The organism is Streptomyces sp. NPDC006510, assembly GCF_040611955.1.
GTDB lineage: Bacteria > Actinomycetota > Actinomycetes > Streptomycetales > Streptomycetaceae > Streptomyces.
Map to the genome: position 1 here is coordinate 1 of NZ_JBEXPH010000131.1, position 24,001 is coordinate 24,001.

The 24,001-nt window shown below is 70.1% G+C and carries 20 protein-coding genes; 13 read left to right on the plus strand and 7 right to left on the minus strand.

The window, feature by feature from the left end:
• The 3 genes from ABZY11_RS30470 to eccE all read right to left on the minus strand — a co-directional run.
• The coding region (locus ABZY11_RS30470; protein WP_356482223.1) for an SCO5717 family growth-regulating ATPase at nucleotides 1-947 on the minus strand (947 nt) is incomplete at its 3' end.
• A 320-nt stretch (nucleotides 948-1,267) separates the two neighbouring features.
• Nucleotides 1,268-1,990, minus strand: coding sequence for a hypothetical protein (locus tag ABZY11_RS30475; protein WP_356482224.1), 723 nt, complete (start codon nucleotides 1,988-1,990; stop codon nucleotides 1,268-1,270).
• The gene (eccE, locus tag ABZY11_RS30480; RefSeq protein ID WP_356482225.1) at nucleotides 1,990-3,321 is read right to left on the minus strand and encodes a type VII secretion protein EccE; all 1,332 of its coding nucleotides are present in this window, start codon (nucleotides 3,319-3,321) and stop codon (nucleotides 1,990-1,992) included. Before eccE ends, ABZY11_RS30475 begins: the two co-directional genes overlap by 1 nt.
• A 226-nt stretch (nucleotides 3,322-3,547) precedes the next feature.
• Between eccE and eccB the strand changes: the two genes are divergently transcribed.
• The 4 genes from eccB to ABZY11_RS30500 all read left to right on the plus strand — a co-directional run bounded on the left by eccB (nucleotide 3,548) and on the right by ABZY11_RS30500 (nucleotide 7,331).
• Nucleotides 3,548-5,098, plus strand: a complete 1,551-nt coding sequence (eccB, locus tag ABZY11_RS30485) for a type VII secretion protein EccB (RefSeq protein WP_356482226.1) — start codon at nucleotides 3,548-3,550, stop codon at nucleotides 5,096-5,098.
• 47 nt (nucleotides 5,099-5,145) lie between these two features.
• Complete coding sequence (gene mycP, locus ABZY11_RS30490; protein WP_356482227.1) at nucleotides 5,146-6,369, plus strand: type VII secretion-associated serine protease mycosin; 1,224 nt, start codon at nucleotides 5,146-5,148, stop codon at nucleotides 6,367-6,369.
• 248 nt (nucleotides 6,370-6,617) lie between these two features.
• Nucleotides 6,618-6,974: a hypothetical protein gene (locus ABZY11_RS30495; RefSeq protein WP_356482228.1), complete on the plus strand. Its 357-nt coding sequence runs from the start codon at nucleotides 6,618-6,620 to the stop codon at nucleotides 6,972-6,974.
• A gap of 51 nt (nucleotides 6,975-7,025) precedes the next feature.
• Complete coding sequence (locus ABZY11_RS30500) at nucleotides 7,026-7,331, plus strand: WXG100 family type VII secretion target (protein WP_356482229.1); 306 nt, start codon at nucleotides 7,026-7,028, stop codon at nucleotides 7,329-7,331.
• A 68-nt stretch (nucleotides 7,332-7,399) separates the two neighbouring features.
• On the opposite strand, the gene ABZY11_RS30505 is transcribed toward ABZY11_RS30500, so the two are convergent.
• Together ABZY11_RS30505 and eccCa are read right to left on the minus strand one after the other, a co-directional pair.
• Entirely contained in the window at nucleotides 7,400-7,633 is a 234-nt protein-coding gene (locus tag ABZY11_RS30505; protein ID WP_356482230.1) for a DUF397 domain-containing protein, read from the minus strand.
• A gap of 108 nt (nucleotides 7,634-7,741) precedes the next feature.
• Nucleotides 7,742-11,701, minus strand: a complete 3,960-nt coding sequence (gene eccCa / locus ABZY11_RS30510) for a type VII secretion protein EccCa (RefSeq protein WP_356482231.1) — start codon at nucleotides 11,699-11,701, stop codon at nucleotides 7,742-7,744.
• A 186-nt stretch (nucleotides 11,702-11,887) separates the two neighbouring features.
• On the opposite strand from eccCa, the gene eccD reads away from it, so the two are divergent.
• The 6 genes from eccD (at nucleotide 11,888) to ABZY11_RS30540 (ending at nucleotide 18,991) form a co-directional block, all read left to right on the plus strand.
• Nucleotides 11,888-13,369, plus strand: a complete 1,482-nt coding sequence (eccD, locus tag ABZY11_RS30515) for a type VII secretion integral membrane protein EccD (protein WP_356482232.1) — start codon at nucleotides 11,888-11,890, stop codon at nucleotides 13,367-13,369.
• A 161-nt stretch (nucleotides 13,370-13,530) separates the two neighbouring features.
• A complete protein-coding gene (gene rpsO / locus ABZY11_RS30520) occupies nucleotides 13,531-13,821 on the plus strand; it encodes a 30S ribosomal protein S15 (protein WP_003965855.1) in 291 nt (96 codons plus the stop codon).
• 332 nt (nucleotides 13,822-14,153) lie between these two features.
• On the plus strand, nucleotides 14,154-16,367 hold the full coding sequence (locus tag ABZY11_RS30525; RefSeq protein ID WP_356482233.1) for a polyribonucleotide nucleotidyltransferase: 2,214 nt from the start codon (nucleotides 14,154-14,156) through the stop codon (nucleotides 16,365-16,367).
• Entirely contained in the window at nucleotides 16,364-17,743 is a 1,380-nt protein-coding gene (locus tag ABZY11_RS30530; protein ID WP_356482234.1) for a pitrilysin family protein, read from the plus strand. Before ABZY11_RS30525 ends, ABZY11_RS30530 begins: the two co-directional genes overlap by 4 nt.
• A gap of 24 nt (nucleotides 17,744-17,767) precedes the next feature.
• Nucleotides 17,768-18,520: a 4-hydroxy-tetrahydrodipicolinate reductase gene (gene dapB, locus ABZY11_RS30535; RefSeq protein WP_356482235.1), complete on the plus strand. Its 753-nt coding sequence runs from the start codon at nucleotides 17,768-17,770 to the stop codon at nucleotides 18,518-18,520.
• 12 nt (nucleotides 18,521-18,532) lie between these two features.
• Nucleotides 18,533-18,991 (plus strand): tetratricopeptide repeat protein, encoded by a 459-nt coding sequence (locus ABZY11_RS30540; RefSeq protein ID WP_356482236.1) that lies wholly within the window; start codon nucleotides 18,533-18,535, stop codon nucleotides 18,989-18,991.
• A 39-nt stretch (nucleotides 18,992-19,030) separates the two neighbouring features.
• Here the strand turns inward: ABZY11_RS30540 and ABZY11_RS30545 are convergent, their stop codons facing one another.
• Nucleotides 19,031-19,582 carry a hypothetical protein gene (locus tag ABZY11_RS30545; RefSeq protein ID WP_356482237.1) on the minus strand — a complete coding sequence of 184 codons (552 nt, stop codon included), beginning with the start codon at nucleotides 19,580-19,582 and terminating at the stop codon, nucleotides 19,031-19,033.
• Between the two features lie 94 nt (nucleotides 19,583-19,676).
• Nucleotides 19,677-19,916, minus strand: a complete 240-nt coding sequence (locus ABZY11_RS30550) for a hypothetical protein (RefSeq protein ID WP_356482238.1) — start codon at nucleotides 19,914-19,916, stop codon at nucleotides 19,677-19,679.
• 185 nt (nucleotides 19,917-20,101) lie between these two features.
• On the opposite strand from ABZY11_RS30550, the gene thyX reads away from it, so the two are divergent.
• From thyX to ABZY11_RS30565, 3 genes are all read left to right on the plus strand, one after another.
• Complete coding sequence (gene thyX, locus ABZY11_RS30555) at nucleotides 20,102-20,839, plus strand: FAD-dependent thymidylate synthase (protein ID WP_356482239.1); 738 nt, start codon at nucleotides 20,102-20,104, stop codon at nucleotides 20,837-20,839.
• Between the two features lie 152 nt (nucleotides 20,840-20,991).
• Complete coding sequence (dapA, locus tag ABZY11_RS30560) at nucleotides 20,992-21,891, plus strand: 4-hydroxy-tetrahydrodipicolinate synthase (RefSeq protein ID WP_356482240.1); 900 nt, start codon at nucleotides 20,992-20,994, stop codon at nucleotides 21,889-21,891.
• A 129-nt stretch (nucleotides 21,892-22,020) separates the two neighbouring features.
• A complete protein-coding gene (locus tag ABZY11_RS30565) occupies nucleotides 22,021-23,706 on the plus strand; it encodes a ribonuclease J (RefSeq protein ID WP_356482241.1) in 1,686 nt (561 codons plus the stop codon).
• The last annotated feature ends 295 nt before the right edge of the window (nucleotides 23,707-24,001 follow it).

Below are 24,001 nucleotides of genomic sequence, written 5' to 3' on the forward strand. Positions count from 1 at the left end.
GGCGCGGGCCACTGCGGCGCCGGCTGGGGCGCGGCGGGCTGCGGCGTGGCGGGCTGGAAGGCGGGCGGCAGCGGCGGCAGAGCGCCCTGCGGCGGCGCCGGGGGCCAGGGATTCGGCGTGACGGGCGCCGCGGCGTCCTGCGGTGCGGTGGCGGGCGGCAGGACCTGGGACGCCGCATCCGCGACGGCGTTGTTGGGGGCGGAGTCCTGCGGCCCTGCGGCGGCGCCGTCGGACTCCCCGGTGGACGCCGTCCGTACGGAATCGGAGCCGGGCACATCGCCCGCGCCCGTACCGCCGACACCGTCACCGACCTCCGCGGAACCCGAGCCCGAACCCGAACCCGAACCCGAACCGGCAACCGAAGCAGAGCCGGAACCGGAGACCGGAGCAGAGCCGGAACCGGAGACCGGAGCCGAACCGGGCCCCGAGTCGCCCGTGGGCCCGTCTCCGTCCCTGTTGTCCCCGTCCCTGGCCGCGTCCGCCGAACCCCCCTCTATCTCCGCGATCTGCCGCTTCAGCGCGGCCGGCGAGAACCGCATGGTCGTGCCGCTCTCCACATCACCGTCACCGCCCCCGAACGGGTCCGGCGCACCGCCGGAATCCCCCGTCCCGTGTGCGGGAGAAGGCGCGGAGTCACCCGTCGCAGGTTCACCCGCCGCGGACCGGGCGGGAAGCGGTGCGGGCGGCGCCGGAGTCCAGTCGGAGCCGCTGTCATTGCCCCCGGCCGACGGCGCGGGAACGGACACCGGCGCTCCGCTGGGCGGGGGAGGCGGCGCCAGGTGCGTTCCGGCACCGCCCGACGAGTCCCCCGGCGCGTTCTGCGTGTACCAGGCGGGCGGGGTGTAGTCGATGGTGAACTCACCCGTCATCTCGGCGGGCTCCGCGTCGGACGACTCGTCGACGGGCTTGTGCCAGCCCCCGCGGATCTCGTCCCGATCGCCGTTCACTTTGCCTCCTGGTGTGGTCGAGCACCCTTGTGCCGTGGTGGGTGGGGGCGACCGTTTCCGTCTGCCTGACCGCCCGGCTCTCCCCCTGGGACACGCATCGCCTGCCCGCAGGTTCTTCTGCCGCGCCCGGACCCACCCTAATCGTCATGGGGCTCGCTCCGGCAGGCCGTACGGCACCGCAAGAACTGTCCCGTGCATCACGTGCTGCCCTCAAGTGGACCGAGTACGGCACAGGGTGAAGGGCGAAGCGGTCAAACATGCACATCCGTGTACGGAAAGCCGAACGTTCCGTGCGGGCGGCCGCAGGCGAGCCGTGCCCGTCAGTCCATCCTGCGGGCGCCGCCCAGGAGTCCGCTCTCGGCATCGGTCGCCCGGGTCATCACGAACTGCCGGTCGCGCCCGGCGCACCAGAGGGTGACCCCGTCCGCCAGTGTGGACAGCGCCTGGGTCTCGGCGGCCGGGAGATGCAGTATGCGGCCGATCTGTGCCGCTTCGTCAGGGGATACCCGTTGGATGCCGACCAGGGCCGACTTCTCGATCAGCCTCGGCGCCACCGGGCTGAGATACGGCAGCAGCGTCAGCACCGACTGCCAAGGCGCGGACACCACCCGCCCGCGCGGCGGCCGCATGCCGCAGTCCCGCACCACGACCACCGGCGAACCGGCCGAGGGCCCCTGCGGCGGCACCCGCCCGACATCGTGCAGCGTGACGCACGGCTGCCCGCCGCCCGCCGCGTGCGCGAGCCCCGTCCAGGTCTGGGCCCGCCCGGTCTCGACGACGATCCGCGCCCCGGTGGCGGCCGCCCGCAGCGCGAGCACCTGTGCCGTCCACAGCCCGCCGACCAGCGTGACGTCGTACGGAGTCGGCCGGTTGATCCCCAGCACGGCGGGCCGGCCGTGGGCGTCCACGCCGATCACCACACCGTCGTCGCCGACCGGGAGGGCCAGCGAGCCCAACTGGTCGAGCGAGACCGACTGTCGTTCGCGCCGCGGACCGATCAGCCCGAAGCCGAGCCGGGCCCTGGCGCTCGTGGGTGCGGACATCAGCGGGTACCCCCGAGCGGAAGTGTGGCGAGCACGCCGGGCAGCTGCTCGCGGTCGAGCCGTACCAGCGAGGTCCTGACCCCGCGGGCGGTGCGCTCCAACTCATGGCGGGCGCCCAGCAGTTCCTCGTCGCTGCGGCCGGTGATCCGGATGTGGCCCGAGATCGAGACGCCCTGCCGCTCGCCGTGTCCCAGCGTGAGGCTGAAGGTCGTGGCGAGCGCCGGGATCGAGGTGAGCAGGGCCACAAGCTGCGGCATCACCGCACCACCGGCGCCGAACTGCGGCCAGCGGGCCACCCAGTAGGTGGTGTGCCACCGGTCGTCGCAGCGCCAGGTCCGCGCGGTCTCCTCGGTACGGCGCGTCGGTGTCCCGCTCAGACCGGCCTGCGTCATGGCCGGCGCGCTGGCGCAGACGGAGGTCGCGATCGCGGACGTCAGCTCCTGCTCGGTCAGCACCGTCGCACGGAAACCGGCCCCGGTCAGCCGGCTGGACAGCTGGTCGGCCGCCCGCACCACGCACTTCTGCGCCCCGGCGAGGCCACCGCCACGCGCCTGCACGGCCTCCGGGCAGAGCTCCGGATCCAGCTTGAGCGCGATCCAGGTGATCCGGACGGCGGGCGAGCCCGTCTGGGCCTGGAGCGGCGCGTAGTTGCGTGCGGCGACGGACTGCTGGGGCAGATGCGGGGCGGGTGCGGTCTGGGTGTGCTGCACGATCTGCGCCGACTCCAGCCGGATGCCGTCGACTTCGAGCACATCGCGTACGAGTGCCAGGGGCAGCGGCTGCGCGGACCGGTCCGGCCTGAGTGCCGAGACGTCCGACTCCACCTGGAGGACGGCGGTGACGAACGTACCGTCACCGATCATGCCGACCGGCCGCCGGTCACGGTCGCTGAAGGAGTAGGTACGCAGCGCCGGATCGCACTCGACGACGGGCGCGATCCCCGGCTCCGTACTCGCGGGCAGCTCCAGCGAACCGGCCCTGCGCGAACGCGCGCGCAGCGAGAGGACGGTGCCCAGCAGCTCGGGCAGCGAACGGCGGTGTCTGCGCACGACGGCCAGCAGCACCAGCACTCCGGCGACCACCACGGCCGGTGCCAGCAACAGGGGTTCGACCACCCACGCCGCGAGCAGCAGCGCGGCCGCGATTTCCAGCAGCACGAGTTGTTGCAATCGGAACGAACCGAGCTTCCCGACACGTCCGTTCGCGCGGCCCGAGGCCGGTCCGCGGGAACCCGGCGTGGGGCCGTGGGGAGCAGATGGATCAACGGCCCCGGGAGCCGCGGGGCCCGTCGCGTTTCCGGCCGGACGCGTTCGTGTCGCGGAAGCCGTCATTCCGGTGTTCCCCCCGTTCATCGGTCCCCAACTCCCCCCGTATTCCGCCTGTCCCGTTCAGGTCCCCGGCGGCCGGATCACCCTACCCGCCCCACCGCCGCCCGCGGTCAGCAGGCATAGTAGGGGGCCGGTCCGGCACCGAGGTCCGGCATCGCGGCCCGGCACGGCGGCCGGCGACGCGACCGCTCCGGTGCCGCGCGGGGAGACACGGGAGACGAAGCGACTCATGGCATCACGGCGGGATGAGCTCAACGCATACACCTTCGCGAAGAAACGAACGGTGGCGGCCTTCCTCCAACCTTCGCCCAACGGCACCGAGGAGGGCGCTCCGCGCCCGCTGCGCGCGGTGCTGCCGAGCGTGATCGTCGGGGCCCTGATCCTCGCGGGCTTCGGCGCCGTCGGCATGTTCAAGCCCACCGCCCCCAAGGACTGGGACAAGCCCGCCACCAAGGTGATCGTCGGCAAGAAGTCCACCACCCGCTACGTCGTGCTCACCACCGGCAAGGGCAAGAAGAAAAAGACCCTGCTGCACCCCGTGCTCAACCTCGCCTCGGCCCGGCTGCTGCTCAACCCGGCGGACTACGACGTCATCCAGGTCGCGGACGACGTCCTGGACGCGGGCGAGCCCCCGCGCGGACCGATTCTCGGCATTCCGTACGCCCCCGACCGGCTGCCCGAGGCCAAGGACGCCGGGACGGCGAAGCGGTGGGCCGTCTGCGTACAGCCCGGCGGCAAGGGCAACACCGTACAGAAGGCGGCCTTCGTCCTCGGCGCACGCGACAACCGGCTGACCGAGGGCAGGAGCAAGCTCGTCGGCGGCCAGGTGCTCTACGTCCGGGGCCAGGACGGGGCCCGCTATCTCGTCGATGCCCAGGGCACCAAGTACCGCATCGCCGAAACGGCCGCCGACAACGGCCACCTGACCAACGCCCTGGTCGGGAGCAGGCAGCCGCAGTCCGTCACCGACGACTGGCTGGCCACCCTGCACGACGGCAGCCCGGTCGTCTTCCCGCGGATCCCCGGAAACGTCGGCGCCCCGGCACATGTCGAGGGGCAGCTCTCCGCCGAGGAGAACACGGTCGGCATGGTCCTGCGGACCAGGACCGGCGAAGGCACCAGTTACTACGTGGTGCTCGACCGGAAGGCGCAGCGCGTCTCCGAGTTCACCGCCTGGCTGCTGATCAACTCACCGCAGACGGCCGAGCTGAACCTGGACAGCGAGGCACGCGCCGTCGGCCTCCAGGACTTCGTGCCCGACACCGCGCCCTTCGCCGGCCAGGCCGCACGCTGGCCGGCCCACAAGACCGACCAGGTGAACTCCGCCGAGGGCGGCAGCGGCAGCCGCGACACCGTCTGCAGCGTGCTGCGCAAGGTCGACGGCTCGGGCCGGACCACCCTGAGCACCTGGGCGGGCAACGCGTATCCCGCCGCCATCGCCGCCGGTGGCACCAGCACCTACGTCACCCCCGGCAGCGGCCTGCTCTACACCCAGGTCCGGGGCCGGCAGACCAGGCCCGACGGCTCACTCTTCCTGGTGACCGACACCGGCCTGCGCTACGCGGTCCAGGCGAACGGCGACAGCGACACCAGGCGCTCCGACATCGGCACCGGCGACCAGCAGAAACAGTCGGACGGCCGCCCCGAGCCCAGCCAGGCACAGAGCAGGCTCGGATACGAGAAGGTGATGCCCGCCCTCGTACCGATCGAGTGGTCGGACTTCCTGTCCAAGGGGCCCAGGCTGGACACCAACAGCGCCCGTCAGCCCCAGGGTTCATGACGTTGCGGAACGCGGCGGACAGCGCGAGGTCCGGGGGAGAGAAGCAGATGGGGTACCGGAAGACGGCCCGCGCGGTGGTGGTCGCCGCCGCGCTGGCCGCACTGGCGGGGCCGGGGGCCGCGTACGCCGCCGAGGACGCCCGGGGGCCCGGCGAGGTGGGCATAGACGGCGGCGGCGAGTGCACCTTCCCGATGAAGCGGCAGTACGAGGGCCGCCCCTGGCCGCTTCAGCGCGTCCTGCTGGACGAACTCTGGCAGGACACCAAGGGCAAGGGGGTACGCGTCGCGGTCATCGACACCGGCGTGGACAACGCCAATCCGCAGCTGAGGACGGCCGTCGACGTGTCGGCGGGCGCCGACTACCTCAAGGGCGGCAAGAGCGACGGCACGGTGGACGAGGTCGGCCACGGCACCAAGGTCGCCGGCATCATCGCCGCCCGCCCCCGCAAGGGCACCGGGTTCGTCGGACTGGCCCCCGAGGCCACGATCATCCCGATCCGCCAGAACGACGAGAAGAACAGCGGCAAGGACACCACGATGGCCACCGCGATCGACCACGCGATCGCCAAGGGGGCCCAGGTCATCAACATCTCCCAGGACACCACCAAACCCCTGGCGGAGACGTCCGCGCTGGGCAGGGCGGTGGCCAGGGCGCTCGCCAAGGACATAGTCGTGGTCGCCTCCGCGGGCAACGACGGCATGGACGGCAGGCTGAAACGCACCTACCCCGCGGCCTTCGACGGAGTCCTCGCCGTCGCCTCGTCCGACCGCAACAACGAGCGCGCCCCGTTCTCCCAGGCAGGCGATTTCGTCGGCGTCGCCGCCCCGGGCGTCGACATCGTCTCCACCGTCCCCGGCTACGGCCAGTGCACCGACAACGGCACCAGCTTCTCCGCCCCGTACGTCGCCGGGGTCGCCGCCCTGATGCGGGCCAAGTACCCGAAGTGGACGGCGGCCCAGATCGTCGCCCGGATCGAGCAGACCGCCGAACGCTCCGTCACCGGCCATGACGACTTCGTCGGCTGGGGCGTCGTCGACCCGGTCCGCGCCCTGTCCGGGGACGACGTCCCGCAGGACGCCCCGCATCCGGATCCGGCACCGCCGAAGGCAACGGCCCCCGAGCCCGCGCAGCTGTCCCTGTCGGAGACCCCGCAGGAGCGCAGCGAGCGGTACGCCACCTACGCGCTGGCCGCGGCGGCCGTCCTGGTCGGTGTGATCGCCGGGGCCGCGACGGTCGTCCGGGACGTCCGCCGAAGGCGCGTCGCGCGATGACGCGGGTGCCCGCCGATGTGGCCGAGGACGGTTGGGCAGATCCCGCGAAGTGGCTAGGGTGGTAACAGACTTCACGTGTGTGACGGGGGAACGAGAAGTGGCCGACGCCGAATTCGGGGCACGGGAATGCCGAGACGGCGTTTCCCGGGCCCGGGCCTTCCCCATTCCTTTGCCGAAGCACATGGGAACGGAAGGATCCTGACCGTGACAGACGGACAGGCCAGGGAACCGAGAGATAGGACTTCCGGATGACCAGCCCCTCAGGCGGTTTCGGACTTGCCGACGATCCGATCGTCCAGGCGAAGAACAAGATCATCGAGACGGGCCGCGCGGTGTCCCGTCAGTCCAGGGAGCTGGCCGACATCCTGGAGACGGTCGGCGCCGGCTGGACGGGTGTCGGCGCCTCGGGATTCAAGTCCGCCCAGGTGATGATCAACGAGGACCACGACCAGATCCGCCGACTCCTCAGCGTCCTGCTCAACGCGGTGGAAGGCACCAAGAACCTCAGCAACGCCAACGACGAGGAGGTCCGTGCGGCCTTCAACGCGGTCAAGGACCAGGCGCCGCCGCCGCCCGCCAACACCTCCGGGCTGAACAACGTCTGAGCGGCGCCGCACCACCCGTTCCGCACCCGCCGAGCACCGAGGAGAAGACACATGGGGCACGACCCGAACACCAAGGTCAAGTACGAGACCGTCCAGGAGATGGCCAACCGCATCCGCACGGTGTCGAAGAACATCGTCAAGGACCTCGAAGAGATGGACGCCGCGCTCAAGGTCGTCACCGACACCTGGGACGGTGTGGCCCACGGTGAGTACGTGAACCTGCAGAACAAGTACAAGGGCCGGGCGGAACACATGAAGGACCGCCTGGAGCACGTCGCGAGGATCGTCGAGAACGGCAAGGACAGCTACCGCGCCACGGACCACCGGGCCTCGCGCGCCTTCACCGAGGCGTTCTGACCACCGGCACGCATACGGAAGGAGGGGCACACCCGCCGGGTGTGCCCCTCCTTCCGTATGCGTACCGGCTACTTCAGGTCGAATTCGCCGTCCCGCGCCCCCAGGACGAAGGCCCGCCACTCGGCCTCGGTGTACCGCAGCACCGTCCCGGGATCCAGCGAGGACCGCATCGCCACCGCACCGCCCGGCAGATGAGCGATCTCGACGCGCTCCTCGGCCTGTTCGGTACCTGGCGCGCTCAGCCACTCCACCCCCGAGATGTCGAGTGCGTACAGCTCGTCCTTCTCCTGCTGAGTACCCATCGGGCGCCTTCCTTTTCCTGCGGCGGAACGCTTCTCGGATCCGTCAGCAGACTATCCCCGCCCACCGCCCCGGTGTACGGGCAGCCGATCATGTGCTACCGCACCGGATCAGCGCTGCTCCGGCAGCCGTCCGATCTGCACCAGCGGGTTGCCCCGGCGCCGCGAGGCGAAGTACCCGCGCCCCGGCGGCATCGCGTGCCCGCGCACCGTGCCGATCAGATCGCCCTCGCCCGGGTCACCGGAAAGGACGACTCCCTGCGCCCCCAGCTCCTTGATCCGCTGCATGAACGCCTCGTACATCGACCGCGAGGCCCCGGCGGAGTTCCGCGCGATGATGAAGCGGACCCCGGTGTCCCGGGCGAACGGCAGGTACTCCGCCAGCGGGGCCAGCGGATTGCCCGCGTTCGTCGCCACCAGGTCGTAGTCGTCGACGATGATGAAGATCTGCGGCCCGGTCCACCAACTGCGGTCGCGCAGCTGCTGCGGGGTGACATCGGTCGGCGGCTGCCGGCGCGCGAACACGCCCGCCAGCGCCTCCATGTGCATCTGCATCGAACTCGCCATCGGCGCGTACTCCAGCAGATGGCCCTCGGGCAGCGCGCCCAGCAGCCCCCGCCGGTAGTCGCCGACGACGAGCTTCGCCTCGTCGGGGGAGTAGCGCTCCGAGATCTGCTTCGCGATCAGCCGCAGCAGATTGGTCTTCCCCGACTCGCTCTCCCCGAAGACCAGGAAGAACGGATCGGTCTCGAAGTCGACGAACACCGGCTCCAGATCGGTCTCGTCGATACCGATCGCAATGCCCCGCTGCGGGAACTCGAAGCCCTTCGGCAGCTGATCGGCCGGCAGCTTGCGCGGCAGCAGCCGCACGGGCGGCGCGGCGGGCCCCGCCCAGTTCGCCTTCACCGTCCCGACGAACGCGGCCGTGCCGTCGGAGAGATCCGCGGCACTGCTCGAACCGTCGATGCGCGGCAACGCGCCCATGAAGTGCAGCTTCTGCGCCACCTGACCCCGGCCCGGGACACCGGCCGGCACATTGGCCGCGACCTTCCGGTCGAACTCGGAGTCCATGACGTCGCCCAGCCGCAGCTCAAGACGGCCGAGGATCTGGTCCTTCAGCGCGGCCCGCACCTCCATGTAACGGGCAGCCGTGATCACGACATGGATGCCGTAACCGAGCCCGCGCGAGGCGATGTCGGTGACGACCTGCTCCAGCATCTCGTACTCGGACCGGAAACCGCCCCAACCGTCCACCACCAGGAAGACATCGCCCCAGGGTTCACCGGGCAGTTCACCCAGGGCGCGCCTGCGCCGGTAGGTGGCGATCGAATCGATGGAGTGGGCGCGGAAGAACTCCTCGCGCCGGTTCAGCACGCCCGCGACCTCGGCGACCGTACGCCGCACCCGCTCCGGGTCCAGCCGCGAAGCCATCCCGCCGACATGCGGCAGATCCGCCAGCGAGACCAGACCGCCACCACCGAAGTCCAGCCCGTAGAACTGCACTTCGTGCGGGGTGTGGGTGAGGGCGAACGACGAGACGAGCGTACGCACCAGCGTGGACTTACCGGACTGCGGACCGCCGACGACCATCATGTGCCCCGCGGCGCCCGAGAAGTCCTGGTACAGCACCTCGCGCCGCTGCTCGAAGGGCTTGTCGATCAGCCCGAGCGGCACGGTCAGCCCACCCGGACGGGTGTACTCCGTCGCCGTGAACCCCCGCTCGGCGGTCGGCGCCAGCCCCGGCAGCAGCTGGTCCAGCGTCGGCGCCCGGTCCAGCGGCGGCAGCCACACCTGATGGGCGGGCACCCCCTGCCCCTCCAGCCGGCGCACGATCACATCGAGCACCGTGTCGGCGAGTGCCTCGTCGTCCGCGCCCGCCCGTGCGGCCACCAGATGCGCCGGGTCGGGCGCCGCGTACACCACCGGCACCTCGAGGGCGCTGAACAGCGCGGGCCGCCGCTCGATCGGCAGCGCCCCCACCGACAGATCGGGACCGCCCGTGCGGTACGTCCCCGACACATAGGCCGCCTTGAACCGGGTCATCTCGTCCGTACCGAACTTCAGATAGCCGGAACCGGGCACCGACGGCAGGTGGTACGCGTCCGGCACCCCGAGCGCCGTACGCGACTCGGCGGCGGAGAAGGTCCGCAGCCCGATCCGGTACGAGAGATAGGTGTCGAGACCGCGCAGCTTGCCCTCCTCCAGACGCTGCGAGGCCAGCAGCAGATGCACACCCAGCGACCGCCCGATCCGGCCGATCTGGATGAACATGTCGATGAAGTCGGGCTTGGCGGTGAGGAGTTCGGAGAACTCGTCGATGACCAGGACCAGCGAGGCCAGCGGCTCCAGCGCCGCACCCGCCGCCCGCGCCTTCTCGTAGTCGTGGATGTTGGCGTAGTTTCCGGCCGACCGCAGCAGCTCCTGCCGGCGCTGCAGCTCGCCCCGGATCGCGTCCCCCATGCGGTCGACCAGCGTCAGGTCGTCCGCGAGGTTGGTGATGACGGCCGCGACATGCGGCATGTGCGACATCCCGGCGAACGTCGCGCCGCCCTTGAAGTCCGCGAGCACGAAGTTCAGCGTCTCCGAGGAGTGCGTGACCGCGAGCCCCAGCACCAGCGTCCGCAGCAGCTCGGACTTGCCGGAACCCGTGGCACCGACACACAGCCCGTGCGGACCCATGCCGTCCTGCGCGGCCTCCTTCAGGTCCAGCATCACCGGCTGACCGTCCTCGCCGATCCCGATCGGCACCCGGAGCCGTTCGGAGACCGACCGCGGCCGCCAGGTCCGCGCCACATCGACCGAACCCGCGTCGCCCAGATTCAGCAGATCCGTGAAGTCCAGATTCGCCAGCAGCGGCTCGTCGTCGTCACCCCCGCCCATCCGGAGCGGCGCCAGCTGCCGGGCCAGCGCCTCGGCCGCGGGCAGCGACATCCCGTCCGGCACCCCCTCGTACGCCATCCCCGCGCCCGACTCCAGCCGCAGCAGCCCCGGCCGCACCACCACCGACAGACCGCCCCGCGGCTCGTCGAGCTCACCCGGCACCACCTCGACGATGGTCACACCCTGGATGCCCTCGGCCGCCGCGAACAACGAGTCGGGCGGCACCATCCCGCCGTCCAGCACCACCACGAGGTGCGGCTGGTCCAGCACCGGCTGACTCTCCCGGCCGAACCGCGGCCGCCCCTCCAGCCGGCCCGCCAGCGACTGCTCCAGCTCTCCCAGGTCGTCCCCGAACAGCCGCTTCGTACCGGCCCCGTCGACCTGCCCCGGCAGCTGCACATGCGGCAGCCACTTCGTCCAGTCCCAGCGCTCCACCGCACCCCGCGCCGCCACCACGGCGACCATCAGGTCCTCCGGGGAGTGCAGCGTCACCAGCTGGGCGACCAGCGCCCGCGCGGCCGACTGCGCCGCCTCCGGCTGACCGGAGACCGTCACGTGGTAGAACGCCCGCATCGACACGGCCATCGGCAGCCCGTCCAGCGACCCGTGCACGGCGAGGAACCGCTGCATCGCGCCCGCGCACATCGGCTCCAGCTCGTCCACCGGAGCGGTGTCGGGAGCGATCAGCGGGGTGGCCAGCTGCTGCGCCCCGAGGCCGATCCGGACCTGCCCGAAGTCCTTGTCGCCGACGCGCCGTTCCCACACCCGGCTGCCCTCGGCGACCACCGACCACAACTGCCCCGGAGCCGGCTGGAGATACAGCTGCACATCCCGCTGGGTACGCGCCGTCCGGCGCACCGTACGCCGGGTCTGCGCCAGGTACTTGAGGTAGTCCCGCCGGACATCGGCCATTTGCCCCTGCGTACCGCGGCGGTAGCGGACCAGCTGCGCGACCACCATCCCGACGGTCGAGACCAGCATCAGAACACCCATGATCCGCATGAACGGAGGTGCCTGCGGAGAGAAGAAGAAGACCACCGACGACCCCATGCCGAGCACCGGCAGGATCTGCATCAGCATGCCCTCCTGCTGCCCGCGGGGCAGTTCCGGAGGGGACTCCAACGTCAACTCGTCCATGGGGACTTCCGGCGGCAGGGCCCGCGGAGGTCGCTTCACGACGATCTGGCTCACCGAAACATCAATCCCTCGGTACGGACGGGCACAAGACCGGCCGAACGTGCACCGAAGCCCCCGTGGCTGCCATTGCTTGCGGACGTCCCTCCGCGCGACGGCGATCCTACTTGCAGATGACCTGCCCCACTCCCGGTAGGGTGGCGCGCGCACCGTGCGCAACCGCGAATCAGGGGGACCAGACACGTGAGTTCGACTGCAGCGACGGGCTTCTGCCGGGTGACCGTCGTGGCGCCCGACAGCCGGATCGATGTGGCCCTGCCGGAGGACATCGCCGTCGCCGACGTCTACCCGGAGATCCTCCGGCTCACCGGCCAGACCCAGGCAGCCGGAACCCCCACCGGATACCACCTCGTACGCCGCGACGGCACGGTCCTCGACGGGGCGCGCACCCTCGCCGCCCAGCAGGTGCTCGACGGTGAACTCCTCAGCCTGCGCCCCTTCGCCCAGTCCCTGCCGCCCGCCGTCTTCGACGACGTCTCGGACGCCGTCGCCTCGGCCGTCACCCGCGACCGCCACCTGTGGAGCGACGAACTGCTGCGCGGCGCGGGCCTGGTCGGCGGCGTACTGCTGCTCGTACTGATGGGCTTCGTGCTCTGGTTCGCCGACCCGGTCAGGCACGACATGCACAGCCTGCCCGGCATCATCGCGGGCTCCGCCGGGCTGCTGCTGACCGCGTTCGCGGGGGTCCGCGCCCGGGTCTACACGGACCGCTCCACCGCGGTCGCCCTCGGTCTCGGCGCACTGCCCCTCGTGCTCATCGCGGGCTCCGGCATCATCGGCCCGGACGCGGGCCAGGGCCCCGGCCGGCTCCAGTTCCTGCTCGGCTGTGTCGCCGTCCTGGTCGCCTCGGTCGCCCTGGTCGCCCTCACCCCGAGCGGCGACGCCCCGTTCGTCGCGGCCACCTTCCTCGCCACCGTCGGCACCCTGGCGACCTTCGCCGCGATCCTCACCGAGGCGTCCGCCACCGAGACCGCCGCCGTCTGCACCCCGGTCGCCCTCGGACTCGTCGCCTTCCTGCCCGGCCTCTCCGCCCGGTTCGCCCGGCTGCCCATCGGCTACGCGTCGCCGCGCACCGCCCCGGGCGGCTACGACGACAACCTCGCCGACCCCTACGCCGAGCCCCCGGCCCAGGGCACCCCCGTCGACGCCGAACGCATCGCGGCCCAGGCCCGCCGCGGCCACGAGATGCTGCTCGGCCTGGTCGGCGGCTGCGCGGCGGTCGTCGTCGGCTGCGGGGCGGTGCTCGGCTTCTCGGACAACGTCTGGGGCCAGCTCCTGGCCCTGGCCGCCGGACTCGCGATGCTGCTGCGCGCCCGCCTGTTCCGCTACACCTCGCAGGTCGCCTGCGTACTGGTGGCGGGCATCGGCACGATCGCCCTGCTGGTCCTCGGCCTCTGTCTGAACCCACCGGCCGACCTGCTGTTCGACCTGGTCCGGTACGGGGACCGCGGCTCCCTGGACATCCGTACGATCTGGCTCTCCGCGGCCGTCGCCGCCGGGGCCGCCCTGCTCACCGCGATCGGCCTGATCATTCCGCGCAAGGGCCTCTCCCCGTTCTGGGGCCGCCTCCTCGACCTGACCGAGAGCGCCGTCCTGCTCTCCCTGGTCCCGCTCTGCCTGGCGGTACTGGACGTCTTCACCAGGGCAAGGGCCCTGACGAGCTGAGCCGTGGGGGCTGGTACGCTGTGTGACGGCCGTTTGTGTACGCGCTCCCGGATCATCCTGGGATCTGCGCTCATCGGACCTTCGCCTCCGAGTCATGGAAGCTCCCCTGCGATCAAGACCAGGGGCACTCGTGGGCGCATCGAACATCAAGAGGAGTACGCGTGCCGCTCGACGCCGCTACGAAGAAGCAGATTATGTCCGAGTTCGCCCAGAAGGAGGGTGACACCGGATCCCCCGAGGTCCAGGTCGCGATGCTCTCCCGGCGGATCTCGGACCTGACGGAGCACCTCAAGACGCACAAGCACGACCACCACTCCCGTCGTGGTCTGCTGATCCTGGTCGGCCAGCGTCGCCGCCTCCTTCAGTACCTGGCCAAGAAGGACATCCAGCGCTTCCGTGCCCTGGTCGACCGGCTCGGCATCCGCCGCGGTGCGGCCGGCGGCGCCAAGTAATTCGCCGTGAAGGGAGCGGTTCCCACCACTGAGGGGGCCGCTCCCTTTGCTGTACGTACGATTGTGCGTACGCGGGCATGGACGGGATGTGACGGGTCCGCCCGTACGGCCGGAATGCCAAGCAGAACCGAATCTCAGTAACCTGGTCGGAGAACGACCGACAGACGAGCGAGAAGCAGACCTCCCCGCCGCCGGTCCTCGGTAGTGGCCCCCGGACTCATCCACCCGGGTGCTTCGATCGAAGACCGGCCCGCCCACGGAGGGCTTCTCCGCTACGTCCCCCGCCACACGGGCGTGGGGCGAGAAGACGATATGTATCGGAGAAAACGCTAGTGGAGAACGAGACCCACTACGCCGAGGCCGTTATCGACAACGGAACCTTCGGCACCCGCACCATCCGCTTCGAGACGGGCCGCCTGGCCAAGCAGGCCGCCGGCTCCGCCGTCGCGTACCTGGACGACGACACCATGGTGCTGTCGGCCACCACCGCTTCCAAGAAGCCCAAGGACCAGCTCGACTTCTTCCCCCTCACGGTGGACGTCGAGGAGCGGCAGTACGCCGCCGGCAAGATCCCCGGCTCTTTCTTCCGTCGTGAGGGCCGGCCCTCCGAGGACGCGATCCTCACCTGCCGCCTCATCGACCGCCCGCTGCGCCCCTCCTTCAAGAAGGGCCTGCGCAACGAGATCCAGATCGTCGAGACGATCATGGCGCTCAACCCCGACCACCTGTACGACGTGGTCGCGATCAACGCCGCCTCCTGCTCCACGCAGCTGGCCGGCCTGCCCTTCTCCGGCCCGGTCGGCGGCACCCGTGTCGCCCTGATCAAGGGCCAGTGGGTCGCCTTCCCGACGCACACCGAGCTCGAGGACGCCGTCTTCGACATGGTCGTCGCCGGCCGCGTCCTGGAGGACGGCGACGTCGCGATCATGATGGTCGAGGCCGAGGCCACCGAGAAGACCATCCAGCTCGTCAAGGACGGCGCCGAGGCCCCCACCGAGGAGGTCGTCGCCGCCGGTCTGGAGGCCGCGAAGCCCTTCATCAAGGTCCTCTGCAAGGCCCAGTCGGACCTCGCCGCCAAGGCCGCCAAGCCCACCGGTGAGTTCCCGGTCTTCCTGGACTACCAGGACGACGTCTTCGAGGCGCTCGCCGCCGCCGTCACGTCCGAGCTGGCCCAGGCGCTCACCATCGCCGGCAAGCAGGACCGCGAGGCCGAGCTGGACCGCGTCAAGGAGATCGCCGCCGAGAAGCTCCTCCCGGCCTTCGAGGGCCGCGAGAAGGAGATCTCCGCCGCGTACCGTTCGCTGACCAAGAAGCTGGTCCGCGAGCGCGTCATCAAGGACAAGGTCCGCATCGACGGCCGTGGCGTCACGGACATCCGTACGCTCGCCGCCGAGGTCGAGGCCATTCCGCGCGTGCACGGCTCGGCGCTGTTCGAGCGTGGCGAGACCCAGATCCTGGGCGTCACCACCCTCAACATGCTCCGCATGGAGCAGCAGCTGGACACCCTCTCCCCGGTGACCCGCAAGCGCTACATGCACAACTACAACTTCCCGCCGTACTCCGTCGGTGAGACCGGCCGCGTGGGCTCGCCCAAGCGCCGCGAGATCGGCCACGGAGCGCTCGCCGAGCGCGCCATCGTGCCGGTGCTGCCGACGCGCGAGGAGTTCCCCTACGCGATCCGCCAGGTCTCCGAGGCGCTGGGCTCCAACGGCTCGACGTCCATGGGCTCGGTCTGCGCCTCCACCATGTCGCTGCTGAACGCCGGTGTGCCGCTCAAGGCCGCCGTCGCCGGTATCGCGATGGGCCTGATCTCCCAGGAGATCGACGGCAAGACCCACTACGTCGCCCTCACCGACATCCTCGGTGCGGAGGACGCCTTCGGCGACATGGACTTCAAGGTCGCCGGTACGAAGCAGTTCGTCACCGCGCTCCAGCTCGACACCAAGCTCGACGGCATCCCCGCCTCGGTCCTGGCCGCCGCGCTGAAGCAGGCCCGCGACGCCCGCCTCCACATCCTCGACGTGATGAACGAGGCCATCGACGTCCCGGACGAGATGTCCCCGAACGCCCCGCGGATCATCACCGTCAAGATCCCGGTGGACAAGATCGGTGAGGTCATCGGCCCCAAGGGCAAGATGATCAACCAGATCCAGGAGGACACCGGGGCCGACATCACGATCGAGGACGACGGCACCATCTACATCGGTGCCGCCGACGGACCGGCCGCCGAGGCCGCCCGCGCCACGATCAACTCGATCGCCAACCCGACCATGCCGGAGGTCGGCGAGCGCTACCTGGGTACGGTCGTGAAGACCACCACCTTCGGTGCTTTCGTCTCCCTCATGCCGGGCAAGGACGGCCTGCTGCACATCTCGCAGATCCGCAAGCTCGCCGGTGGCAAGCGCGTGGAGAACGTCGAGGACGTGCTCGGTGTCGGTGCCAAGGTCCAGGTCGAGATCGCCGAGATCGACTCCCGCGGCAAGCTCTCCCTGATCCCGGTCGTCGAGGGTGAAGAAGACGAGAAGAAGGACGACGCCGCCAAGTGACGTCCCGTAGTTCCGTGACGACGGCCCGTGCCTCCTCGAAGGCGCGGGCCGTCGCCCGTACCCAAACGCTTCTCAAGGGCACCAACGGCATCGGTACGGTCCGCCGCACCGTGCTGCCCGGCGGTCTCCGGGTCGTCACCGAGACCCTGCCCTCCGTACGCTCCGCCACTTTCGGCATCTGGGCCAACGTCGGATCGCGCGACGAGACCCCCACGCTGAACGGCGCGACGCACTACCTCGAACACCTCCTCTTCAAGGGCACCGCCAAGCGCAGCGCCCTCGACATCTCCGCCGCGATCGACGCGGTCGGCGGCGAGATGAACGCCTTCACGGCGAAGGAGTACACCTGCTACTACGCGCGAGTCCTCGACACCGACCTGCCGCTGGCCATCGACATCGTCTGCGACATGCTGACCGGCTCGCTGATCACCGCCGAGGACGTCGACGCCGAGCGCGGCGTCATCCTCGAAGAGATCGCGATGACCGAGGACGACCCGGGCGACTGCGTGCACGACCTGTTCGCGCACACCATGCTCGGCGACACCCCCCTCGGGCGCCCGGTCCTCGGCACCGTCGACACCATCAACGCGCTCGACCGCGGCCGGATCGCCCGCTTCTACAAGAAGCACTACGACCCCACGCACCTGGTCGTCGCCGCCGCGGGCAACATCGACCACGCCACGGTCGTACGCCAGGTCCGCAGGGCGTTCGAGCGGGCGGGCGCCCTGTCCCGCACCGACGCCGCCCCGGTCGCCCCGCGCGAGGGATCCCGCACCCTGCGCACCGCGGGCCGGGTCGAGCTGCTGAACCGCAAGACCGAGCAGGCCCATGTCGTCCTCGGCGTGCCCGGCCTGGCCCGCACCGACGACCGCCGCTGGGCGCTGGGCGTCCTCAACGCCGCCCTCGGCGGCGGCATGAGCTCACGCCTCTTCCAGGAGGTACGCGAGAAGCGCGGCCTCGCCTACAGCGTGTACTCATACACCTCGGGCTTCGCCGACTGCGGACTCTTCGGGGTGTACGCGGGCTGCCGGCCCAGCCAGGTCCACGACGTCCTCAAGATCTGCCGGGACGAACTCGACCGGGTGGCGTCCGACGGTCTGAGCGACGAGGAGATCGGCCGCGCCATCGGACAGCTCTCCGGCTCCACGGTCCTCGGCCTGGAGGACACCGGCGCGCTGATGAACCGCATCGGCAAGAGCGAACTGTGCTGGGGCGACCAGATGTCGGTCGACGACATGCTGGCCCGGATGGCGCAGGTCACCCCCGATGACGTCCGCGCGGTCGCGGGCGAGGTCCTCGGACACCGCCCCTCCCTCTCCGTCATCGGCCCGCTCAAGGACAAGCAGGCCGACCGCCTCGAAGAAGCGGTCTCCTAACTCCACCGTTAAGGAAGCAGAGCAATGAGCAAGCTGCGCGTGGCCGTTCTCGGCGCCAAGGGCCGGATCGGATCCGAGGCGGTACGAGCCGTCGAGGCCGCCGACGACATGGAGCTGGTGGCCGCGCTGGGCCGCGGCGACAAGCTGGAGACCCTCGCGGAAACCGGCGCCCAGGTCGTCGTCGAGCTCACCACCCCCGCGTCCGTGATGGACAACCTCGACTTCTGTGTCCGGCACGGCATCCACGCCGTCGTCGGCACGACGGGCTGGTCCGACGAACGGCTCGCGCAGCTGAACACCTGGCTCGCCGGCTCCCCGGAGACCGGTGTGCTCATCGCGCCGAACTTCTCCATCGGCGCCGTCCTCACGATGAAGTTCGCGGAGCAGGCCGCCCGCTACTTCGAGTCCGTCGAGGTCGTCGAACTGCACCACCCCAACAAGGCCGACGCCCCCTCGGGCACCGCCACCCGCACCGCCCAGCTGATCGCCGACGCCCGCAGGAAGGCCGGCTGCGCCCCGCAGCCGGACGCCACCACCACTGCCCTGGACGGCGCCCGCGGCGCGGACGTCGACGGGGTCCCGGTCCACTCGATCCGGCTCCGCGGCCTCCTCGCCCACCAGGAAGTGCTGCTCGGCGGCGAGGGCGAGACGCTCACCATCCGCCACGACTCCCTGCACCACAGCAGCTTCATGCCGGGCATCCTGCTCGGCGCACGCCGCGTGGTGACCACTCCCGGCCTCACGTTCGGCCTGGAACACTTCCTCGACCTGAACTGACTGAGCCCCGCCATGCGTGCAAAGATCACTTACTTCGTCACCGCTGCCGTCCTGGTCTTCTACTTCGCCCTGGTCGGCAGCCGCGGCGTACTGCTCATCCGGCACGGCACGCTGCTGACGGTCACCTTCGGGGTCGCGGTGCTGATCCTGCCGGTGATCGGCATCTGGTTCCTCTGGAAGAACACCCAGTTCGTGTCGCGGGCGAACGCGCTGGCCGCGGAACTCGACGCGGAGGGCGGCCTGCCGGTCGACGAACTGGTCCGCACCCCGTCCGGCCGCATCGACCGCGACTCGGCGGACGCGGTGTTCGCCCGCCGCCGCGAGGAGACCGAGGACTCCCCGGACGACTGGCGCTGCTGGTTCCGCCTGGCCGTCGCCTACCAGGACGCCAGGGACACCCCGCGGGCCCGGAAGGCCATGCAGCGCGCCATCGCCCTGCACACGAAGGACGCCCGGCCCAGCACGTCCTGAACGGGCGTGCCGGACCGGGCGGCCCGGTCGTTCGCGGTCTCAGACCCGCCGGTACTCGTCCCCCCACGCCTCCATCGTGTCGGCCGCGCGGTCGAAGGCCTCGGACCGGGTCAGGAAATCGGCGTTGCTGTCGGTGAGCAGCGGCGGAAGCGCCTCGCCCCCCTGGCGTACGACGATCAGCGCCTGTCCCTGAACCGTGCGCGGGAACCCGAGCCACTTCACCGGCTGCTGCACCGTACGGACGGCGGTGACCCGGTTCCACGGCACGGTGGTGGTCGTGAAGAAGCCCACCCGGCGCACGCCGTGCCGGCTGACCCAGGCACCGACCCGGAGCAGCCGCAGCGCGCAGAAGATGACCGCGAGGGCGACCACCAGACATACGGCCGCGCCCGGCAGCGCCCCGGCGAACGCGATGACCATTCCCGCGAGCAGGACGAAGGACGCGAGCAGCAGCAGGAAGGCCGCGGCCGCGACCCGCCAGGGGCCGGGACGGTACGGACGCCGCCAGCTGTCGTGGTCGTCGAACGGCAGCGCGATGTCCTCGGCGCTCGCGTCAAACGCTCGGTCGGCCGTCAGGAAGGGCAGGGGCACGACTGATCCTCACTCACAAACACGCTCGATTGATGTGCCCGGTGAGGCTACCGAGGAGGCCGCCGACCCGACCACCCCAGGGGGCCCGTACGGGTCAGCGCCCGTGGGTGGCCTCGGTCTGCTCGGCGTGCGAGGCGCTCTGGGCGGGGCCGAGCGCGGGCAGGCCGAGGATCAGCGACCCGACGAGGCCGGCGACCATCGTCAGCCCGACGAGCGAACGGCCGGCCAGCTGGGAGACGGTGGCGCGCTCCCTAGGGGGCGGAGTGACGTTGCTGCGGAATCGGTCGCTCTCGGCCACGAACGAGAACGGGACGGATTCACGCCGGCGGAACATGAGGAAGGTCTCCTTGAACTCTGTTATGGATGCTGCTATTGAGTCAGACGCACAACGGGCCCGATCGGTGCCCCGAATCGCCGAATTCGTCGAAGAAATCCCTGGACGGACCTTCCGGCCCGGTTGTCAGTGGTGGCCCGTAGAGTGGGCGCCGCCCGAGCGACGCAACTGGAAGGACCCCGCCGGTGACCGAGACCCCCGAGCCCGCAAAGCCCAGCTTCCGCAGCGATGTCACCGTTGAGCTGGTGAAACACGCCGCGGGCGACTCCGACGTCCTGTTCGCGGCCCGTGTCTCCACGGCCGGTGAGCAGTCCCTGGAGGAGGTCACCAAGGACCCCGAGCGCTCCAAGGGCCTCATCAACTTCCTGATGCGTGACCGCCACGGCAGCCCGTTCGAGCACAACTCGATGACCTTCTTCATCAGCGCCCCGATCTTCGTGTTCCGCGAGTTCATGCGGCACCGCGTCGGCTGGTCGTACAACGAGGAATCGGGCCGCTACCGGGAGCTGGAGCCGGTCTTCTACGTCCCGGACGCCGCCCGCAAGCTCGTCCAGCAGGGCCGCCCCGGCAAGTACGAGTTCGTCGAGGGCACCCAGGCCCAGCAGGAGCTCACCGGCCGCGTCATGGAGGACTCCTACCGCCAGGCGTACGAGGCCTACCAGGAGATGCTCGCCGCGGGAGTGGCCCGTGAGGTCGCCCGCGCCGTGCTTCCCGTCGGCCTCTTCTCCTCGATGTACGCCACGTGCAACGCCCGCTCGCTGATGCACTTCCTCGGCCTGCGGACCCAGCACGAGCTGGCGAAGGTGCCGTCCTTCCCGCAGCGCGAGATCGAGATGGTCGGCCAGCAGATGGAGGAGCACTGGGCCCGCCTGATGCCGCTCACCCATGCAGCCTTCAACAAAAACGGACGCGTAGCCCCGTAAGCGGTGTCCGTATTGCGGCGTTTCGTGAAGTTCATCTAGGCTGATCAAACGGACCCGGCACTGCTTGAACCCCCGAGCAGGCAGTGCCGGGCTCCTATCGCTTGTCCCCCCGAGGGGGCATTGGGTCCTGAGTAGCGAGTAGCGTGTTACCCATGGCTCCGATCTCCACTCCGCAGACCCCCTTCGGGCGGGTCCTCACCGCTATGGTCACGCCCTTCACGGCGGACGGCGCACTCGACCTCGACGGTGCCCAGCGGCTCGCTGCCCATCTGGTGGACGCAGGCAATGACGGCCTGGTCGTCAACGGCACCACCGGCGAGTCCCCGACCACCAGCGACGCGGAGAAAGACCAGCTCGTAAGGGCGGTACTGGAAGCCGTGGGGGACAGGGCCCACGTCGTCGCCGGCATCGGCACCAACGACACCCGGCACAGCATCGAGCTCGCCCGTACGGCCGAACGCTCCGGCGCCCACGGCCTACTCGCGGTGACGCCGTACTACAACAAGCCGCCGCAGGAAGGCCTCTTCCGCCACTTCACGGCCATCGCCGATGCCACCGGCCTCCCGGTGATGCTCTACGACATCCCCGGCCGCAGCGGTGTGCCGATCGACACGGAGACGCTGGTGCGGCTGGCCGAGCACCCGCGCATCGTCGCCAACAAGGACGCCAAGGGCGACCTCGGCCGGGCCAGCTGGGCCATCGCACGCTCCGGTCTCGCCTGGTACTCCGGCGACGACATGCTGAACCTGCCGCTGCTCTCGGTCGGTGCCATCGGATTCGTCTCCGTCGTCGGCCATGTCGTCACCCCCGAACTGCGCGCCCTCATCGAGGCCCACATCGGCGGCGACGTCCAGAAGGCCACGGAGATACACCAGAAGCTCCTGCCGGTCTTCACCGGCATGTTCCGCACCCAGGGCGTGATCACCACCAAGGCCGCACTGGCCCTCCAGGGCCTCCCCGCAGGCCCGCTGCGCCTCCCCCTGGTGGAGCTCACCGAACAGGAAACGGCCCAGCTCAAGATCGATCTCGCCGCCGGCGGGGTAGAGCTGTAACCACAGACTTCACAACTGAATACGCGAAGAACACTCGCAAGAGCGACAACACAGACAACAGCAAGTGCACGAATGACATGCGCGCCACGTGCCCAAGCGGTACGTGGCGTGCGTGGTAAGGAGAGTCTTTTGAGTCATCCGCATCCCGAACTCGGCACCCCGCCGAAGCTCCCGAAGGGCGGCCTCCGCGTCACCCCGCTCGGCGGGCTCGGTGAAATCGGCCGCAACATGACGGTCTTCGAGTACGGCGGCCGCCTGCTCATCGTCGACTGCGGAGTTCTCTTCCCCGAGGAAGAGCAGCCCGGAATCGACCTGATCCTGCCGGACTTCACCACGATCCGGGACCGTCTCGACGACATCGAGGGCATCGTCCTCACGCACGGCCACGAGGACCACATCGGTGGTGTCCCGTATCTGCTGCGTCTGAAGCCGGACATCCCCCTCATCGGCTCCAAGCTGACCCTCGCGCTGATCGAGGCGAAGCTCCAGGAGCACCGCATCCGTCCGTACACCCTCGAAGTGGCGGAGGGCCAGCGCGAGCGCATCGGAGTGTTCGACTGCGAGTTCGTCGCGGTCAACCACTCCATCCCGGACGCCCTCGCGGTCGCCATCCGCACGCCCGCGGGCATGGCCGTCGCGACCGGCGACTTCAAGATGGACCAGCTCCCGCTGGACGGCCGGCTCACCGACCTGCACGCCTTCGCCCGGCTGAGCGAGGAAGGCATCGACCTCCTCCTCTCCGACTCGACGAACGCCGAGGTCCCCGGCTTCGTGCCGCCCGAGCGGGACATCTCCAACGTCCTGCGGACGGTCTTCGCCAACGCGCAGAAGCGCATCATCGTGGCGAGCTTCGCCAGCCACGTCCACCGCATCCAGCAGATCCTCGACGCGGCACACGAGTACGGCCGCAGGGTCGCCTTCGTCGGCCGCTCGATGGTCCGCAACATGGGCATCGCCCGTGACCTCGGCTACCTGAGGGTGCCCGCGGGCCTGGTCGTCGACGTCAAGACGCTCGACGACCTGCCGGACGACGAGGTCGTGCTGGTCTGCACGGGATCCCAGGGCGAGCCGATGGCCGCACTGTCCCGGATGGCCAACCGCGACCACCAGATCCGGATCGTCCAGGGCGACACGGTGATTCTTGCGTCGTCCCTGATCCCGGGCAACGAGAACGCGGTCTACCGCGTGATCAACGGCCTGACCCGCTGGGGAGCCAACGTCGTCCACAAGGGCAACGCGAAGGTCCATGTCTCGGGCCACGCCTCGGCCGGCGAGCTGCTGTACTTCTACAACATCTGCAAGCCGAAGAACCTGATGCCGGTCCATGGCGAATGGCGTCACCTGCGGGCCAACGCCGAACTGGGCGCGCTCACCGGCGTACCCAAGGACCACATCGTCATCGCCGAGGACGGCGTCGTCGTCGACCTCGTCGACGGCAAGGCCAAGATCGTCGGCAAGGTCCAGGCGGGCTATGTGTACGTCGACGGCCTCTCGGTCGGCGATGTCACCGAGACCTCGCTCAAGGACCGCCGCATCCTCGGCGACGAGGGCATCATCTCGGTCTTCATCGTGGTCGACAGCTCCACCGGCAAGATCGTGGGCGGCCCGGACATCCACGCCCGTGGCTCCGGCATCGACGACTCGGCATTCGGCGCCGTCGTGCCGAAGATCGAGGACGCGATCAACAAGTCCGCCCAGGACGGCGTGCTGGAGCCCCACCAGCTCCAGCAGCTGGTCCGCCGCACGGTGGGCAAGTGGGTCTCCGACACCTACCGCCGGCGACCGATGATCCTCCCCGTCGTCGTCGAGGTCTGACGCCGACAGGCACGAACTCCGGAGCGGGGCCCCCGATTTGCATCGGGGCGCCCCGCTCCAGTACGTTTACGGCTCCGCCTGACCGGGAAGCACCGCGCACACTCGTGTGCGGTGAGCGCACCCGACGGGGCGGGAATTCCGGCTCAGAACTTCTGATAAAGTCGGGCCCGCCGAAAGGCAAAGACCACTCCAACGGTCATCGGAATTCAAATTCGAACCGGAAACGGAACGAAAAAGAGTCTGGTAAGGTTGGAATCGCTGGAAAGGGAAACGCGAAAGCGAAGAACTGGAAGGC

Coding starts and splice junctions, on each gene's coding strand:
- dapA (WP_356482240.1), top strand. CDS start 20,992: ATGGCTCCGATCTCCACTCCGCAGACCCCCTTCGGGCGGGTCCTCACC.
- mycP (WP_356482227.1), top strand. CDS start 5,146: ATGGGGTACCGGAAGACGGCCCGCGCGGTGGTGGTCGCCGCCGCGCTG.
- ABZY11_RS30500 (WP_356482229.1), top strand. CDS start 7,026: ATGGGGCACGACCCGAACACCAAGGTCAAGTACGAGACCGTCCAGGAG.
- ABZY11_RS30540 (WP_356482236.1), top strand. CDS start 18,533: ATGCGTGCAAAGATCACTTACTTCGTCACCGCTGCCGTCCTGGTCTTC.
- ABZY11_RS30505 (WP_356482230.1), bottom strand. CDS start 7,633: ATGGGTACTCAGCAGGAGAAGGACGAGCTGTACGCACTCGACATCTCG.
- eccE (WP_356482225.1), bottom strand. CDS start 3,321: ATGACGGCTTCCGCGACACGAACGCGTCCGGCCGGAAACGCGACGGGC.
- ABZY11_RS30495 (WP_356482228.1), top strand. CDS start 6,618: ATGACCAGCCCCTCAGGCGGTTTCGGACTTGCCGACGATCCGATCGTC.
- dapB (WP_356482235.1), top strand. CDS start 17,768: ATGAGCAAGCTGCGCGTGGCCGTTCTCGGCGCCAAGGGCCGGATCGGA.
- ABZY11_RS30550 (WP_356482238.1), bottom strand. CDS start 19,916: ATGTTCCGCCGGCGTGAATCCGTCCCGTTCTCGTTCGTGGCCGAGAGC.
- ABZY11_RS30475 (WP_356482224.1), bottom strand. CDS start 1,990: ATGTCCGCACCCACGAGCGCCAGGGCCCGGCTCGGCTTCGGGCTGATC.
- eccB (WP_356482226.1), top strand. CDS start 3,548: ATGGCATCACGGCGGGATGAGCTCAACGCATACACCTTCGCGAAGAAA.